This window comes from Metabacillus arenae, from assembly GCF_014773385.1.
Taxonomy (GTDB): domain Bacteria; phylum Bacillota; class Bacilli; order Bacillales; family Bacillaceae; genus Metabacillus_D; species Metabacillus_D arenae.
This window is the reverse complement of record NZ_JACXAI010000036.1, coordinates 15,384-31,482: the sequence shown is the minus strand read 5'-3', so window position 1 is coordinate 31,482 and position 16,099 is coordinate 15,384. Positions and strand designations below refer to the sequence as shown.

26 protein-coding genes are annotated in these 16,099 nt (G+C 40.6%); all 26 read left to right on the top strand.

Annotation, left to right across the window (positions count from 1 at the left end):
• Positions 1-38 precede the first annotated feature (38 nt).
• The 26 genes from fusA (at position 39) to map (ending at position 16,086) form a co-directional block, all read left to right on the top strand.
• The gene (gene fusA, locus IC621_RS21435) at positions 39-2,117 is read left to right on the top strand and encodes an elongation factor G (RefSeq protein WP_191161284.1); all 2,079 of its coding nucleotides are present in this window, start codon (positions 39-41) and stop codon (positions 2,115-2,117) included.
• Between the two features lie 120 nt (positions 2,118-2,237).
• Positions 2,238-3,428: an elongation factor Tu gene (tuf, locus tag IC621_RS21430; RefSeq protein ID WP_191161282.1), complete on the top strand. Its 1,191-nt coding sequence runs from the start codon at positions 2,238-2,240 to the stop codon at positions 3,426-3,428.
• 768 nt (positions 3,429-4,196) lie between these two features.
• The gene (rpsJ, locus tag IC621_RS21425) at positions 4,197-4,505 is read left to right on the top strand and encodes a 30S ribosomal protein S10 (RefSeq protein WP_191161280.1); all 309 of its coding nucleotides are present in this window, start codon (positions 4,197-4,199) and stop codon (positions 4,503-4,505) included.
• A 38-nt stretch (positions 4,506-4,543) separates the two neighbouring features.
• Positions 4,544-5,173 carry a 50S ribosomal protein L3 gene (rplC, locus tag IC621_RS21420; RefSeq protein ID WP_191161278.1) on the top strand — a complete coding sequence of 210 codons (630 nt, stop codon included), beginning with the start codon at positions 4,544-4,546 and terminating at the stop codon, positions 5,171-5,173.
• A gap of 26 nt (positions 5,174-5,199) precedes the next feature.
• On the top strand, positions 5,200-5,823 hold the full coding sequence (gene rplD / locus IC621_RS21415) for a 50S ribosomal protein L4 (RefSeq protein WP_191161276.1): 624 nt from the start codon (positions 5,200-5,202) through the stop codon (positions 5,821-5,823).
• Positions 5,823-6,110 (top strand): 50S ribosomal protein L23, encoded by a 288-nt coding sequence (rplW, locus tag IC621_RS21410; protein ID WP_191161274.1) that lies wholly within the window; start codon positions 5,823-5,825, stop codon positions 6,108-6,110. Before rplD ends, rplW begins: the two co-directional genes overlap by 1 nt.
• A 27-nt stretch (positions 6,111-6,137) precedes the next feature.
• A complete protein-coding gene (rplB, locus tag IC621_RS21405; protein WP_191161272.1) occupies positions 6,138-6,968 on the top strand; it encodes a 50S ribosomal protein L2 in 831 nt (276 codons plus the stop codon).
• A gap of 57 nt (positions 6,969-7,025) precedes the next feature.
• On the top strand, positions 7,026-7,304 hold the full coding sequence (rpsS, locus tag IC621_RS21400) for a 30S ribosomal protein S19 (protein ID WP_191161270.1): 279 nt from the start codon (positions 7,026-7,028) through the stop codon (positions 7,302-7,304).
• Positions 7,305-7,321: 17 nt separating this feature from the next.
• The gene (rplV, locus tag IC621_RS21395; protein WP_191161268.1) at positions 7,322-7,663 is read left to right on the top strand and encodes a 50S ribosomal protein L22; all 342 of its coding nucleotides are present in this window, start codon (positions 7,322-7,324) and stop codon (positions 7,661-7,663) included.
• A gap of 3 nt (positions 7,664-7,666) precedes the next feature.
• Positions 7,667-8,323, top strand: a complete 657-nt coding sequence (gene rpsC, locus IC621_RS21390) for a 30S ribosomal protein S3 (protein ID WP_191161266.1) — start codon at positions 7,667-7,669, stop codon at positions 8,321-8,323.
• Position 8,324: 1 nt separating this feature from the next.
• Positions 8,325-8,759 (top strand): 50S ribosomal protein L16, encoded by a 435-nt coding sequence (rplP, locus tag IC621_RS21385; RefSeq protein ID WP_191161264.1) that lies wholly within the window; start codon positions 8,325-8,327, stop codon positions 8,757-8,759.
• Positions 8,749-8,949: a 50S ribosomal protein L29 gene (gene rpmC / locus IC621_RS21380; RefSeq protein ID WP_191161262.1), complete on the top strand. Its 201-nt coding sequence runs from the start codon at positions 8,749-8,751 to the stop codon at positions 8,947-8,949. The genes rplP and rpmC overlap by 11 nt, the downstream gene beginning before the upstream one ends.
• Before the next feature lie 22 nt (positions 8,950-8,971).
• Entirely contained in the window at positions 8,972-9,235 is a 264-nt protein-coding gene (rpsQ, locus tag IC621_RS21375) for a 30S ribosomal protein S17 (RefSeq protein ID WP_191161260.1), read from the top strand.
• Positions 9,236-9,274: 39 nt separating this feature from the next.
• On the top strand, positions 9,275-9,643 hold the full coding sequence (gene rplN / locus IC621_RS21370) for a 50S ribosomal protein L14 (protein ID WP_191161258.1): 369 nt from the start codon (positions 9,275-9,277) through the stop codon (positions 9,641-9,643).
• Positions 9,644-9,680: 37 nt separating this feature from the next.
• A complete protein-coding gene (rplX, locus tag IC621_RS21365) occupies positions 9,681-9,992 on the top strand; it encodes a 50S ribosomal protein L24 (RefSeq protein WP_191161256.1) in 312 nt (103 codons plus the stop codon).
• A gap of 25 nt (positions 9,993-10,017) precedes the next feature.
• The gene (rplE, locus tag IC621_RS21360) at positions 10,018-10,557 is read left to right on the top strand and encodes a 50S ribosomal protein L5 (protein WP_191161254.1); all 540 of its coding nucleotides are present in this window, start codon (positions 10,018-10,020) and stop codon (positions 10,555-10,557) included.
• A 20-nt stretch (positions 10,558-10,577) separates the two neighbouring features.
• Entirely contained in the window at positions 10,578-10,763 is a 186-nt protein-coding gene (locus IC621_RS21355) for a type Z 30S ribosomal protein S14 (RefSeq protein WP_191161252.1), read from the top strand.
• 30 nt (positions 10,764-10,793) lie between these two features.
• Positions 10,794-11,192 carry a 30S ribosomal protein S8 gene (gene rpsH / locus IC621_RS21350; protein WP_191161250.1) on the top strand — a complete coding sequence of 133 codons (399 nt, stop codon included), beginning with the start codon at positions 10,794-10,796 and terminating at the stop codon, positions 11,190-11,192.
• A 30-nt stretch (positions 11,193-11,222) separates the two neighbouring features.
• Positions 11,223-11,759, top strand: a complete 537-nt coding sequence (gene rplF / locus IC621_RS21345) for a 50S ribosomal protein L6 (protein ID WP_191161248.1) — start codon at positions 11,223-11,225, stop codon at positions 11,757-11,759.
• A 33-nt stretch (positions 11,760-11,792) separates the two neighbouring features.
• Positions 11,793-12,155: a 50S ribosomal protein L18 gene (rplR, locus tag IC621_RS21340; protein WP_191161246.1), complete on the top strand. Its 363-nt coding sequence runs from the start codon at positions 11,793-11,795 to the stop codon at positions 12,153-12,155.
• 25 nt (positions 12,156-12,180) lie between these two features.
• A complete protein-coding gene (gene rpsE, locus IC621_RS21335; RefSeq protein WP_191161244.1) occupies positions 12,181-12,678 on the top strand; it encodes a 30S ribosomal protein S5 in 498 nt (165 codons plus the stop codon).
• A gap of 13 nt (positions 12,679-12,691) precedes the next feature.
• On the top strand, positions 12,692-12,874 hold the full coding sequence (gene rpmD, locus IC621_RS21330; protein WP_191161242.1) for a 50S ribosomal protein L30: 183 nt from the start codon (positions 12,692-12,694) through the stop codon (positions 12,872-12,874).
• Positions 12,875-12,904: 30 nt separating this feature from the next.
• Positions 12,905-13,345 carry a 50S ribosomal protein L15 gene (gene rplO, locus IC621_RS21325; protein ID WP_191161241.1) on the top strand — a complete coding sequence of 147 codons (441 nt, stop codon included), beginning with the start codon at positions 12,905-12,907 and terminating at the stop codon, positions 13,343-13,345.
• Positions 13,345-14,637, top strand: coding sequence for a preprotein translocase subunit SecY (secY, locus tag IC621_RS21320; RefSeq protein WP_191161240.1), 1,293 nt, complete (start codon positions 13,345-13,347; stop codon positions 14,635-14,637). Before rplO ends, secY begins: the two co-directional genes overlap by 1 nt.
• A gap of 52 nt (positions 14,638-14,689) precedes the next feature.
• Positions 14,690-15,343, top strand: coding sequence for an adenylate kinase (locus tag IC621_RS21315; protein WP_191161239.1), 654 nt, complete (start codon positions 14,690-14,692; stop codon positions 15,341-15,343).
• Positions 15,340-16,086, top strand: a complete 747-nt coding sequence (map, locus tag IC621_RS21310; protein WP_191161237.1) for a type I methionyl aminopeptidase — start codon at positions 15,340-15,342, stop codon at positions 16,084-16,086. Before IC621_RS21315 ends, map begins: the two co-directional genes overlap by 4 nt.
• Positions 16,087-16,099 lie beyond the last annotated feature (13 nt).

Below are 16,099 nucleotides of genomic sequence, written 5' to 3'. Positions count from 1 at the left end.
TCAAACTAATAATCATATATGGAAGGAGAAAGTACCCAATGGCTAGAGAGTTCTCCTTAGAAAACACTCGTAATATCGGTATCATGGCACACATTGACGCTGGTAAAACGACGACTACTGAGCGCGTTTTGTTCTATACAGGCCGTATTCATAAAATCGGTGAGACACATGAAGGTGCATCTCAAATGGACTGGATGGAACAAGAGCAAGAGCGTGGTATTACGATCACGTCTGCAGCAACTACTGCTTCATGGAAAGGCCACCGAGTTAACATCATCGATACACCGGGACACGTAGACTTCACAGTTGAAGTTGAACGTTCTCTTCGTGTACTCGACGGTGCGGTAGCTGTTCTTGATGCTCAATCAGGAGTTGAACCTCAAACTGAAACTGTTTGGCGCCAAGCAACTACTTATGGAGTACCTCGTATCGTTTTCGTAAACAAAATGGACAAAATCGGGGCAGATTTCCTTTACTCTGTAGGTACAATCCATGACCGACTTCAAGCGAACGCACACCCTATCCAGCTTCCGATTGGTGCTGAAGACCAATTTAATGGAATCATCGACTTAGTAGAAATGCAAGCTTACTACTATGAAGATGATCTAGGAACCCGTACTGAAGCAAAAGAAATACCTGAGGAATACAAGGAACAAGCTGATGAGTACCGTTCAAGATTAGTAGAAGCAGTTGCAGAGCTTGATGAAGAATTAATGATGAAGTACTTAGAAGGTGAAGAGCTTACAACTGAAGAGCTTAAAGCTACAATCCGTAAAGGTACTTGTAACGTTGAATTCTATCCGGTTATCTGCGGGTCAGCATTCAAAAACAAAGGTGTTCAATTAATGCTTGATGCAGTTATTGATTATCTGCCGGCGCCAACTGATGTACCAGCTATTAAAGGAACTCTTCCAGACAGTGATGAAGAAGTAACTCGTGAATCTAGTGATGAAGGTCCATTCGCAGCACTTGCATTCAAAGTTATGACTGATCCATATGTTGGAAAACTGACATTCTTCCGAGTGTACTCTGGTACTCTAAACTCTGGTTCTTACATTATTAATTCAACTAAAGGCAAGCGTGAACGTGTAGGTCGTATCCTTCAAATGCACGCGAACAGCCGTGAAGAAATTTCAACTGTTTATGCAGGAGATATTGCTGCGGCAGTTGGATTAAAAGATACGACTACTGGTGATACTCTATGTGATGACAAAAACTTGGTTATCCTAGAGTCTATGGAATTCCCAGAGCCTGTAATTGAGTTATCTGTTGAGCCGAAATCAAAAGCAGACCAAGATAAGATGACAACAGCCTTGCAGAAGCTTCAAGAAGAAGATCCAACATTCAGAGCACATACTAATGCTGAAACTGGTCAAACAATCATTGCTGGTATGGGTGAGCTTCACCTTGACATCCTTGTTGACCGTATGAAACGGGAATTCAAAGTAGAGGCAAACGTTGGAGCTCCACAGGTTGCCTATCGTGAAACGTTCCGCGGCGCTGCTAAGGTAGAGGGTAAATTTGCACGCCAATCTGGTGGACGCGGACAATTTGGTCACGTTTGGATCGAATTCGAACCTAATGAAGAAGGTAAAGGCTTCGAATTTGAAAACAAAATTGTTGGTGGTGTCGTACCTCGCGAATATATTCCTGCTGTTCAAGCTGGTCTTGAAGATGCAATGAAAAACGGTGTACTCGCAGGCTATCCGCTTATCGATGTAAAAGCTGCTTTAGTTGATGGATCTTACCATGATGTTGACTCAAGTGAAATGGCTTTTAAAGTAGCAGCTTCATTAGCTCTTAAAAACGCTATTTCAAAATGTAACCCTGTTATTCTTGAACCGGTTATGAAGGTTGAAATCGTAACACCAGAAGAATATATGGGAGATATCATGGGAGGAGTTACTTCCCGTCGTGGACGTGTAGAAGGTATGGAAGCACGCGGTAACGCACAAGTTGTCCGTTCAATGGTTCCTCTTTCTGAAATGTTTGGATATGCAACTTCCCTTCGTTCAAACACACAAGGTCGCGGAGTGTTTACAATGCACTTTGACCACTACGAAGAAGTTCCTAAATCTATCTCAGAAGAAATTATCAAAAAAAATAAAGGTGAGTAATTGATTTTACCCCTGCATTGAAGTATAACTGTTTATGTAAGCCTAGAAAGCGAGGCAATGCTTTCGCTTTCTAGTATCCTATACTTAAACCTAATATAATCTCTAAGGAGGATTTTTAGAATGGCTAAAGAAAAATTTGACCGTTCCAAAACGCATGCTAATATCGGTACAATAGGTCACGTTGACCATGGTAAAACAACTTTAACAGCTGCAATCACTACAGTTCTTGCTAAACGTTCTGGTAAAGGTGCAGCTATGGCTTATGACATGATCGACGCCGCTCCAGAAGAGCGCGAGCGTGGAATTACAATCTCAACTGCACACGTTGAGTATGAAACGGACACTCGCCACTATGCACACGTAGACTGCCCAGGACATGCTGACTATGTTAAGAACATGATCACTGGTGCTGCACAAATGGATGGCGGTATCCTAGTAGTATCTGCTGCTGACGGCCCAATGCCACAAACTCGTGAGCATATCCTTTTATCTCGTAACGTTGGTGTACCATACCTTGTTGTATTCTTAAACAAATGTGACATGGTAGACGATGAAGAACTACTTGAACTAGTAGAAATGGAAGTTCGTGATCTTCTTTCTGAATATGACTTCCCTGGTGACGATGTACCTGTAGTAAAAGGTTCTGCTCTAAAAGCTCTTGAAGGAGATGCTGAGTGGGAAGAGAAAATCATCGAGCTTATGAATGCTGTTGATGAATTCATCCCAACTCCAGAACGTGATACTGAAAAACCATTCATGATGCCAGTTGAGGATGTATTCTCAATCACTGGTCGTGGTACAGTAGCTACTGGACGTGTTGAGCGCGGACAAGTTAAAGTTGGTGACACTGTAGACATCATCGGTTTAGCTGAGGAAGCAAAATCTACAACTGTTACAGGTGTAGAAATGTTCCGTAAGCTTCTTGATTATGCTGAAGCTGGAGATAACATTGGTGCACTTCTTCGTGGTGTAGCTCGTGAAGATATCCAACGTGGACAAGTTCTTGCTAAACCAGGAACAATCACTCCACACACTAAATTCAAAGCAGAAGTTTACGTTTTATCTAAAGAAGAAGGTGGACGTCATACTCCATTCTTCTCTAACTACCGTCCTCAGTTCTACTTCCGTACAACTGACGTAACTGGTATCGTTGTTCTTCCAGAAGGAACTGAAATGGTTATGCCTGGAGACAACATCGAAATGACTGTTGAACTTATCGCACCGATCGCTATTGAAGATGGAACAAGATTCTCTATCCGTGAAGGCGGACGTACTGTAGGATCTGGTGTTGTTTCTTCAATCACTGAGTAATAGTTACCCGAAAAAGGCGAGCAATTTTGCTCGTCTTTTTCTGTGCCGTAAAATAGGATAAATTGAAATGTCTTATTAGAGTTCAGGTCCGTAAAATTAAAAGCAAAATGTCGCGAAGTTGCCTGTTTTTTATTCAAGGCAACTTCGTTTTTTTTTATTAGTTCAGAAAGATAAAGTTTATAAAAGAAATAAAAGGTATAGGGTAGTTTTAACGCTAACAATTTCAAAAACTTAAAATCTTTTTTTTACTTTTTGAAATACAATACTCGTCTTTCTGAAGGTGAGAGGTTTAAGGTAGAAATTGATGTAATCAGCGGAAGAGTGGATTTCCTTTTTAATGAATTCAACTCCTAACCCTTCATAGCGGCAACCTTGCTCCCTAAAAAACAACAAGCTCCTACGAGAGGCTGGTCTTGTCTTTGCCTTATGCTTCGATAACATGCCTTGGGATTTCCGTTCAAATGAACTAGGAAACAACTTTAATAGTAAAAATGAAAATTTGCAAATTGTTCCTGTCTAAAACTTTTATGAATGCTTGAATTGATAATAATGGGTATGTATAATAGAAAAAGTGTGCGAGACCAGAAGAAAATATAAAATTCACTTGCAACATGTGCGGAATTTTTATATAATATTTAATGTTGGTCTTTGACTGCGATGAAGTGAGAGGTTGCTGATACACCCGGCCGCTTTGCCATGGCGGGTACTGTCAGGGTAATTCTCACGGAGAACTGTCTATAAAGAAGTAGGCGAAAAGGAGGGAAAATAATGGCAAAACAAAAAATTCGTATTCGTTTAAAAGCTTATGATCACAGAATTTTAGATCAATCAGCTGAAAAAATCGTAGAAACAGCTAAACGTTCTGGTGCTAACGTATCTGGTCCAATTCCATTACCAACTGAAAAGTCTGTGTACACGATTTTACGTGCGGTTCACAAGTACAAAGATTCTCGTGAGCAGTTTGAAATGCGTACACACAAACGTTTAATCGACATCATCAACCCAACACCACAAACAGTTGATGCATTAATGCGTTTAGACTTGCCGTCTGGTGTAGACATCGAAATTAAACTTTAATTCAAAATATAAACACATTTAATTAGGAGGTGTGACTAATGACCAAAGGAATCTTAGGTAGAAAAATAGGTATGACGCAAGTATTTGCTGAAAACGGAAATTTAATTCCTGTAACTGTAATTGAAGCTGCTCCGAATGTGGTACTTCAAAAGAAATCAGTTGAATCTGACGGTTATGAATCTGTTCAAGTAGGATTTGAAAATAAACGTGAAAAGCTTTCAAACAAGCCGCAGAAGGGTCATTTTTCTAAAGCGAATACTGAGCCTAAGCGCTTCGTAAAGGAATTTCGCGGAGTTAACTTAGAAGAGTATGAAGTTGGTCAAGAAGTCAAAGTAAGTATTTTCTCTGAAGGAGAAAGTGTAGATGTAACAGGAATCTCGAAAGGGAAAGGATTTCAAGGTGCAATCAAGCGCCATAACCAATCTCGCGGACCTATGTCTCACGGTTCTCGTTATCACCGTCGACCCGGTTCAATGGGGCCTGTTGATCCAAACCGTGTTTTCAAAAATAAACTATTACCTGGACGTATGGGCGGAGAGCGTATTACTGTTCAAAACCTTGAGATTGTAAAAGTTGATGCAGAGCGCAACCTTTTATTAATTAAAGGTAACGTGCCTGGTCCTAAAAAAGCCTTAATCACTGTAAAAAGTGCGGTAAAATCCAAGTAATTTAGTAGGAAAGGAGGAAATTGATAATGCCAAAAGTAGCATTATTTAACCAAAACGGATCTAATGCTGGTGAAATTGAATTAAATGATTCTGTATTTGGTATTGAACCAAACAACTCAGTATTGTTTGAAGCGATCATCATGCAAAGAGCTTCCTTACGTCAAGGAACTCACAAAGTTAAAAATCGTTCTGAAGTAGCTGGCGGAGGTCGCAAACCTTGGCGTCAAAAGGGTACTGGTCGTGCTCGTCAAGGATCTATCCGTTCACCACAATGGCGCGGTGGTGGTACAGTATTTGGACCAACTCCTCGCAGCTATGCATATAAATTACCTAAAAAAGTACGCCGTCTGGCTATCAAATCTGCTTTATCTTCTAAAGTAGTAGATAACAACATTTTAGTACTAGAAGACTTAGTATTAGAAGCTCCTAAAACAAAGGAAATGGCCTCTGTTTTAAAAGGTCTTTCTGTTGAGAAAAAAGCTTTGATCGTTACTGCTGATGCAAACGAAGCTGTAGCTTTATCAGCTCGCAACATACCTGGTGTAACTGTTGTTGACGCTAACGGAGTAAATGTACTTGATGTTGTAAACCATGAAAAGCTTATTATTACGAAAGCTGCGGTGGAAAAAGTAGAGGAGGTGCTTGCATAATGAAAGATCCTCGCGATATTATTAAGCGCCCCGTAATCACTGAACGGTCTACTGTTCTAATGGAAGAGAAAAAATATACATTTGAAGTTGATGTGAATGCTAACAAAACTCAAGTAAAAGACGCAATCGAAAAGATCTTCGGTGTCAACGTTGAGAAAGTTAACATCATGAACTACAAAGGGAAATTCAAACGTGTTGGCCGCTACAGCGGATTAACAAATCGTCGCAGAAAAGCAGTTATCAAATTAACAGCTGACAGCAATGAAATAGAATTATTTGAAGTTTAATAACTACTAAAGAAGGAGGGAAACGAGATGGCGATTAAAAAGTATAAACCAACATCAAATGGCCGCCGCGGTATGACAGTTTCTGATTTCGCTGAAATCACAACAGACACACCTGAGAAATCGTTACTAGCACCTTTGCATAAAAAAGGCGGACGTAACAATCAAGGTAAATTAACTGTGCGTCATCAAGGCGGGGGACACAAACGCCAATATCGTATCATCGATTTCAAACGCAATAAAGATGGTATACCTGGACGCGTTGCTACAATCGAGTATGATCCGAACCGATCTGCAAACATCGCATTAGTAAACTATGCAGATGGGGAAAAACGTTACATCTTAGCTCCAAAAAACCTAAAGGTTGACATGGAAATTATGTCAGGTCCAGAAGCTGACATCAAAGTAGGAAATGCATTGCCACTTCAAAACATTCCAGTTGGTACTGTCGTACACAACATTGAGTTAAAACCAGGCAAAGGTGGACAATTAGTACGTTCTGCCGGTACTTCTGCGCAAGTACTAGGTAAAGAAGGAAAATATGTATTAGTTCGTTTAAACTCTGGTGAAGTTCGTATGATTCTTGCTACTTGCCGTGCTACAGTAGGTCAAGTGGGTAATGAACAGCACGAATTAATTAACATTGGTAAAGCAGGTCGTTCTCGCTGGTTAGGCAAGCGCCCAACTGTCCGCGGTTCTGTTATGAACCCTAACGACCATCCACATGGTGGTGGTGAAGGACGTGCGCCAATCGGACGTAAGTCTCCAATGTCTCCGTGGGGTAAACCAACTCTTGGATTCAAAACTCGTAAGAAGAAAAGCAAATCCGACAAGTTTATCGTTCGTCGTCGTAAAAAATAACGGGGTTGACCTACGGTTCACTCGAACCGTAGCGCAATCACGAAGGGAGGTTCAACAATGGGTCGCAGTCTAAAAAAAGGGCCATTCGTGGATGAACACTTATTTAGCAAAGTTGAGAAATTAAATGAATCCGATAAGAAACAAGTGATTAAAACTTGGTCTCGTCGTTCAACAATTTTCCCGCAATTCATCGGCCACACTATTGCGGTTTATGATGGTCGCAAACATGTGCCTGTTTACGTTACTGAGGATATGGTAGGTCACAAATTAGGTGAGTTTGCTCCTTCACGTACGTACAAAGGTCATGCTAATGATGACAAAAAAACAAGACGCTAATGAGAGGAGGCATTTAAATGCAAGCTAAAGCTGTTGCAAGAACAGTTCGTATTGCTCCTCGTAAAGCACGTTTAGTCGTTGATTTAATTCGAGGTAAGCAAGTAGGTGAAGCGGTAGCGATTTTAACACATACTCCTAAAGCTGCTTCTCCAATCGTTGAAAAAGTATTGAAGTCTGCTATAGCAAACGCCGAGCACAACTATGAGATGGACGCTAACAACCTGGTGGTTTCTCAAGTATTCGTTGATGAAGGACCAACTTTGAAACGTTTCCGTCCACGCGCAATGGGTCGTGCAAGCCAAATTAATAAACGTACAAGTCACATTACTATCGTTTTATCAGAAAAGAAGGAGGGATAATCCGTGGGTCAAAAGGTAAATCCGGTCGGTCTTCGTATTGGAGTTATTCGTGATTGGGAATCTAAATGGTTCGCTGGGAAAGATTACGCTAACCTTTTACATGAAGATCTTAAAGTTCGTGAATACATCAGTAAACGTTTAAAAGACGCGTCTGTTTCAAAGGTTGAGATTGAACGTGCTGCGAATCGTGTAAACATTACGATCCACACTGCTAAGCCAGGAATGGTAATTGGTAAAGGTGGTACTGAGGTAGAAGCACTTCGTAAAGCTCTTAACCAATTAACTGGCAAACGTGTACACATCAACATTCTAGAAATCAAAAGAGCTGACCTTGATGCAAAATTGGTTGCAGAAAATATTGCTCGTCAATTAGAAAATCGTATTTCATTCCGTCGTGCTCAAAAGCAAACCATTCAACGTGCAATGCGCGCTGGTGCACAAGGGATTAAAACAATGGTATCTGGTCGTTTAGGCGGAGCTGATATCGCTCGTGCTGAACATTACAGTGAAGGAACTGTGCCACTTCACACACTTCGTGCTGATATTGATTATGGAACAGCAGAAGCTGACACTACTTACGGTAAGTTAGGTGTGAAAGTTTGGATCTATCGTGGAGAGGTTCTTCCTACTAAGAAGAAATCTGAGGAAGGAGGAAAATAATATGTTAATGCCCAAACGCGTTAAGTATCGCAGAGAACACCGTGGAAAAATGCGCGGACGTGCTAAAGGCGGCACAGAAGTAAATTTTGGTGAATACGGCATTCAAGCTTTAGAAGCATCTTGGATCACAAACCGCCAAATCGAGTCTGCTCGTATTGCAATGACTCGTTACATGAAACGTGGCGGTAAAGTTTGGATTAAAATTTTCCCTTCCAAGCCTTACACTGCTAAACCTTTAGAAGTCCGCATGGGTTCTGGTAAAGGTGCTCCAGAAGGATGGGTAGCTGTTGTAAAGCCTGGTAAAATCATGTTTGAAATCTCAGGTGTATCGGAAGAAGTTGCTCGTGAAGCCTTGCGTCTTGCATCTCACAAATTACCGATCAAAACTAAGTTTGTAAAACGTGAAGAAATTGGTGGTGAATCAAATGAAAGCTAATGAAATTCGTGATCTAACCACTGCTGAAATTGAACAAAAAGTAAAATCACTTAAAGAAGAGCTTTTCAACCTTCGCTTTCAACTAGCGACAGGACAACTCGAAAACACTGCACGCATCCGTGAAGTGCGCAAGTCTATCGCTCGTATGAAAACTGTCATTCGTGAAAGAGAGATTGCGGCTAGCAAATAATTAAAGGGAGGAGGCCTGCAGAATGAGTGAACGCAACCAACGTAAAGTCTACACTGGCCGTGTCGTGTCTGATAAAATGGATAAGACAATTACAGTCGTTGTAGAAACTTACAAAAAGCATTCTCTTTACGGAAAGCGCGTAAAGTATTCAAAGAAATTTAAAGCTCATGACGAAAACAACCAAGCTAAAATCGGCGATATCGTAAAGATCATGGAAACTCGTCCGTTATCTGCTACAAAGCGTTTCCGCTTAGTGGAAGTCGTCGAAGAAGCTGTCATTATTTAATATGTTCGGAAAGTTAAATTCCGAAGGGAGGTAACGTAAATGATTCAACAAGAATCTCGTTTAAAAGTTGCTGATAACTCTGGCGCACGTGAAGTACTTACTATTAAAGTTCTTGGCGGATCAGGACGTAAAACTGCCAATATTGGTGATGTTATTGTTTGTACGGTAAAACAAGCAACACCAGGAGGCGTTGTTAAAAAAGGCGACGTTGTTAAAGCAGTAATTGTCCGTACAAAGAGTGGTGTTCGCCGTCAAGACGGATCATATATCCGTTTCGATGAAAATGCTTGTGTAATCATCCGTGATGATAAGGGTCCTCGTGGAACTCGTATTTTCGGACCGGTTGCCCGTGAGTTGCGTGACAACAACTTTATGAAAATTGTTTCTCTAGCTCCGGAAGTTCTATAAAAGAAAAACTCAGCCTTACTAAGGAGGTGCGACTCGGATGCATGTAAAAAAAGGTGACAAAGTATTGGTTATCTCTGGTAAGGATAAAGGTAAACAAGGAGAAATCCTTGCAGCTTATCCTAAAAATGAACGTGTTCTTGTTGAGGGAGTAAATGTTGTGAAAAAACATTCTAAAGCTAATCAAGCAAATCCCCAAGGAGGCATTATCAGCCAAGAGGCTCCAATTCATGTATCTAACGTAATGCCACTTGATCCTAAATCAGGTGAAGTAACTCGTATCGGATACAAAGTGGTAGACGGTAAAAAAGTACGTGTAGCAAAAAAATCTGGTGAATCTTTAGATAAATAGTAACTAAGGAAGGGAGGTCTATCTCATGAGCCGCCTTAAAGAAAAATATTCAAAAGAAATGACACCTGCTTTAATGAGCAAGTTTAACTATAAATCTGTAATGCAAGTGCCAAAAGTTGAAAAAATAGTGATTAACATGGGTGTCGGTGACGCTGTTGCAAACTCTAAAGCTTTAGATAATGCTGTAGAAGAATTGACACAAATTGCTGGTCAAAAGCCAGTTATCACTAAAGCGAAAAAATCTATCGCTGGTTTCCGTCTTCGTGAAGGAATGCCGATCGGTGCTAAAGTAACACTTCGCGGTGAACGCATGTATGAGTTTTTAGACAAATTAGTGTCTGTATCTCTACCACGTGTCCGTGACTTCCGCGGTATTTCTAAAAAGTCTTTTGATGGACGTGGAAACTACACGTTAGGTGTTAAAGAACAATTAATCTTCCCTGAAATTGATTACGATAAAGTAACCAAAGTTCGTGGAATGGATATCGTTATTGTTACTACTGCTAACACTGATGAAGAAGCACGTGAATTATTAACTCAATTTGGTATGCCGTTCCAGAAATAATTGAAGAGGGAGGCGAAAACGTGGCTAAAAAATCAATGATTGCGAAACAAAAGCGCACACAAAAATACCAAGTACGAGAATATACTCGCTGCGAACGTTGCGGCCGTCCGCATTCCGTACTGCGCAAATTTAAGCTTTGCCGTATTTGTTTCCGTGAACTTGCATATAAAGGTCAGATTCCTGGCGTTAAGAAAGCTAGCTGGTAATACCCAATTACGGGAAGGAGGTTATTTAGAATGGTTATGACAGATCCAATTGCAGATATGCTTACTCGCATTCGTAATGCGAACATGGTACGTCACGAGAAGTTGGAAGTACCTGCTTCTAAAATCAAAAAAGAAGTTGCTGAAATCCTAAAGCGTGAAGGCTTTGTTCGTGACGTAGAATTTGTAGAAGATAATAAACAAGGTATCATTCGTATTTTCTTGAAATACGGAAGCAATAATGAGCGTGTAATCACTGGATTAAAACGCATCAGCAAGCCTGGTTTACGTGTTTACGCTAAAGCAAACGAAGTACCTAGAGTACTAAATGGTTTAGGTATCGCGATTATCTCTACTTCTCAAGGTGTGATCACTGATAAAGAAGCACGTGCAAAACAAGCCGGCGGAGAAGTATTAGCATACGTTTGGTAATTAGTTAAAAGTGAATGGAGGTGTAATGGAATGTCTCGTGTAGGTAAAAAACCACTTGAGATTCCTTCTGATGTTACAGTGACGATTAAAGAATCTACTGTAACTGTTAAAGGACCAAAAGGTGAATTAACTCGTACGTTTAATCCTGATATTAATATTAATGTTGAAGAGAATGTGTTAACTGTAACTCGTCCTTCAGACCATAAAGAGCACCGTGCTCTTCACGGTACGACCCGCAGCTTGTTAGGTAATATGGTTGAAGGCGTATCTAAAGGTTTTGAAAAAGGTTTAGAGCTTGTTGGGGTTGGATACCGTGCTTCTAAGTCTGGCAACAAACTTGTTCTTAACGTTGGATACTCTCATCCTGTTGAAATCGTGCCTGAACAAGGTATTGAAATCGAAGTACCATCTCAAACAAAGGTTATCGTTAAAGGTTCAGATAAAGAGCGTGTAGGAGCATTGGCTTCAAACATCCGTGACGTTCGTCCGCCAGAGCCTTACAAAGGCAAAGGAATTCGTTACGAAGGTGAACATGTACGTCGTAAAGAAGGTAAAACTGCTAAGTAATGCCTCATAAGGTAAGAAAGGAGTGACTTAGATATGATTACGAAAGTTAGCAAAAACGAAACTCGTAAGAAAAGACATGCTCGTGTACGTTCTAAGTTAACGGGAACTGCTGAAAGACCACGTTTAAACGTGTTCCGTTCTAACAAACACATTTATGCGCAATTGATCGATGATGCGAACGGTGTAACTCTTGTTAGTGCGTCGACTCTTGATAAAGACTTATCTGCTGATTCTTCAAGCAGTACGGGTGCAGCTGAGAAAGTTGGAGAGCTTGTTGCAAAACGTGCTGTTGAAAAAGGTGTAGAAAATGTAGTATTTGACCGTGGCGGATACTTATATCATGGTCGTATTAAAGCTCTTGCTGATGCTGCCCGCGCGGCTGGACTTAAATTTTAATCGAAAAAAGGAGGGACTATAAAGAATGCGTATTGATGCAAACAAGCTAGAACTTGAAGAGCGTGTAGTTACCGTTAACCGAGTTGCGAAAGTTGTTAAAGGTGGTCGTCGTTTTCGCTTTGCAGCATTAGTTGTTGTAGGTGATAAAAACGGGCATGTAGGTTTCGGTACTGGTAAAGCACAAGAAGTGCCTGAAGCAATTCGTAAGGCAATTGAAGATGCTAAGAAAAACCTAATTGAAGTACCAATGGTTAATACAACAATTCCACACGAAGTTATCGGACAATATGGTGCTGGTAGTATCCTATTAAAGCCTGCATCAGAAGGTACTGGAGTTATCGCTGGAGGACCTGTTCGTGCGGTTCTTGAGTTAGCTGGTGTTTCTGATATCTTATCAAAATCATTAGGTTCTAACACTCCAATTAATATGGTGCGCGCAACATTGAACGGTTTAGGTCAGCTTAAGCGTGCTGAAGATGTTGCGAAACTTCGTGGAAAAACTGTTGAAGAACTGTTAGGATAAGGAGGGAAATATAGTGGCAAACAAATTAGCGATTACCCTCACTCGCAGTGTTATCGGTCGTCCTCAAGACCAACGTATTACAGTTAAAACGCTTGGTTTGAAAAAAGTTAACCAAACTGTTGTACACGAAGACAATGCTGCAATTCGTGGTATGATTAACAAAGTTTCACATCTAGTTACTGTAAACGAACAATAATAGACAGTTAAATGATAAGGAGGTGTCCCTATGAAACTTCATGAATTACAATCAGCTAATGGTTCCCGTAAAGAACGTAACCGTGTAGGTCGCGGCATCGGTTCTGGTAATGGTAAAACGGCTGGTAAAGGTCATAAAGGTCAAAACGCTCGTTCCGGCGGTGGAGTTCGTCCTGGTTTTGAAGGTGGTCAAACCCCTTTATTCCAACGTTTACCTAAACGAGGTTTCACGAATATCAACCGTAAAGATTTTGCGGTAATTAACGTTGAAAAACTAAACCGTTTTGAAGATGGAACTGAGGTAACTCCTGAATTACTTCTTGAAACTGGTGTAGTAAGCAAATTACTTGCTGGAGTAAAAATTCTTGGCAATGGTAAGTTAGAGAAAAAATTAACTGTAAAAGCCAACAAATTCTCCGCTACTGCAAAAGAAGCAATTGAGGCTGCTGGCGGTACAGCTGAGGTGATCTAATGTTCAAGACAATCTCCAATTTTATGCGCGTGGGTGATATTAGAAATAAAATATTTTTCACCCTACTAATGCTTATCGTCTTCCGAATCGGAACATTCATTCCTGTGCCTAACGTAAATGCGGAAGTGTTAGCTGCACAGGATGAATTGAACGTTTTTGGTATTTTAAATACTTTTGGCGGTGGCGCACTTTATAATTTCTCTATCTTAGCGATGGGCATAATGCCTTACATTACTGCTTCCATCATCATTCAGCTGCTTCAAATGGATGTTGTTCCCAAATTCACTGAATGGTCTAAGCAAGGAGAAGTTGGCCGCCGTAAATTAGCTCAGTTCACAAGGTACTTTACAATTGTATTAGGTTTTATCCAGGCGATTGGGATGTCCTACGGATTTAATAATCTTGCAGGCGGAAGACTTATCCAGAATCCTGGGATACCGACCTACTTACTGATTGCGGTTGTACTTACAGCAGGAACTGCTTTTTTAATGTGGTTAGGTGAGCAAATTACTTCAAAAGGAGTCGGTAATGGAATTTCCATTATTATCTTTGCGGGTATTGTTGCAGCCATTCCTGATACGGTCAACCAAATTTATGCTCAACAATTCTCAGATGCTGGAGATCAGCTGTTTCTACGAATTGTGACAGTAGTCCTTTTACTATTAGCTATTCTTGCGGTAACTGTAGGAGTTATCTTTATTCTGCAAGCACTTCGTAAGATTCCGATCCAATACGCTAAAGGTGGACGCTCACCATCTGGTGGAGGACAATCCACTCACCTGCCGTTAAAAGTAAATGCGGCTGGTGTTATTCCAGTAATCTTTGCCATGTCATTCATTATTACGCCTCCTACAATCGCTTCGTTCTTTGGATCTAATGATGTAACAGATTGGATTCAAAAAACATTTGATTATACAGAGCCTATCGGGATGATTGTGTACGTGGCTTTGATTATTGCGTTCAGTTACTTCTATACATTTGTTCAAGTAAATCCTGAACAAATGGCTGAAAACCTGAAGAAACAAGGCGGATATATACCTGGTATTCGTCCAGGGAAAAACACACAAGAATATGTAACGAAGGTTCTTTACAGACTTACTTTTGTAGGTTCAATATTCTTAGCTGTTATTTCAGTTCTTCCTGTGTTTTTTATTGAATTTGCTGGATTGCCCCCTGCTGCACAAATCGGTGGAACAAGCTTGCTAATCGTTATCGGGGTTGCCCTTGAGACGATGAAACAGCTTGAGAGCCAACTTGTAAAACGTCACTATAGAGGATTTATAAAACAGTGAGGTTATGGGACCGTGTTCCATTCCCTCTAATAGAGACTGAGGGGGAGTACGAATGAACTTAGTATTAATGGGACTGCCTGGGGCCGGAAAAGGGACACAGGCGGAACGAATCGTTGAAGAGTATCACATCCCTCATATCTCAACTGGAGATATGTTTAGAGCAGCCATAAAAGGCGGTACTGATTTAGGGCTCAAAGCCAAGTCTTTTATGGATAAAGGTGAGCTTGTGCCAGACGAGGTAACAATTGGTATTGTTCGTGAACGTTTGGGCAAGAATGATTGTGACAATGGATTCCTGTTAGATGGCTTTCCAAGAACTGTCGCGCAAGCAGAAGCTCTTGAAACTATTTTAGAGGAATTATCAAAATCAATCGACTATGTTATTAATATTGAAGTGGACCAAGACATTTTAATGGAACGATTGACTGGTCGCAGGATTTGCAAGAACTGCGGAGCAACCTACCACTTAATCTTTAATCCACCTGCAAATGAAGGTGTATGCGATAAATGCGGCGGTGAACTTTATCAACGTGAAGATGATAATGAAAAAACAGTCGCAAATCGTTTAGAGGTTAATGTGAAGCAGTCAAAGCCTTTACTTGATTTTTACAATCAAAAAGGTTACTTAAGAAATGTAGACGGTCAACAAGATATTAGTCTAGTTTTTAATGATATTAAGGAATTGCTTGGGGGCTTAGGTGAATGATCATATGCAAGACTCCGCGTGAGATTGAAATCATGCGTGAAGCTGGTCGTATCGTAGCATTAACCCATCAAGAACTCAAAAAGCATATTAAAGCCGGTATCACTACAAAAGAATTGGATGCAATTGCTGAAAAGTTTATTCGGTCTTATGATGCAATTCCTTCCTTTAAAGGGTATAATGGTTTTCGCGGAAGTATTTGTGCTTCTGTTAATGAAGAACTTGTTCATGGGATTCCGGGAGATCGGAAGCTTGGTGAAGGAGATATTATCAGTATCGATATAGGTGCTAAATATAACGGTTATCATGGTGATTCTGCATGGACATATCCGGTGGGTAAGGTTTCTGATGAGACACGGAAGCTGCTGGAAGTGACAGAGGAATCTTTATATAAAGGCTTAGATGAGGCAAAACCAGGGGAAAGATTGTCGAATATTTCCCACGCAATACAAACTTTTGTCGAAGGACACAAGTTTTCTGTAGTTAGAGAATATGTTGGTCATGGAGTAGGTCAAGATCTTCACGAAGACCCGCAAATTCCTCACTATGGACCGCCGGGAAAGGGTCCGCGTTTAAAACCTGGAATGGTCTTAGCCATTGAACCAATGGTTAATGCAGGTACGCGCTATGTAAAAACTTTACCAGACAACTGGACGGTTGTGACAGTTGATAGGAAAATGTGTGCACATTTTGAACACACCATAGCGATTACCGAAGAAGGCTATGAAATCTTAACGAAAGCCTAAGTGAAGGTGATAA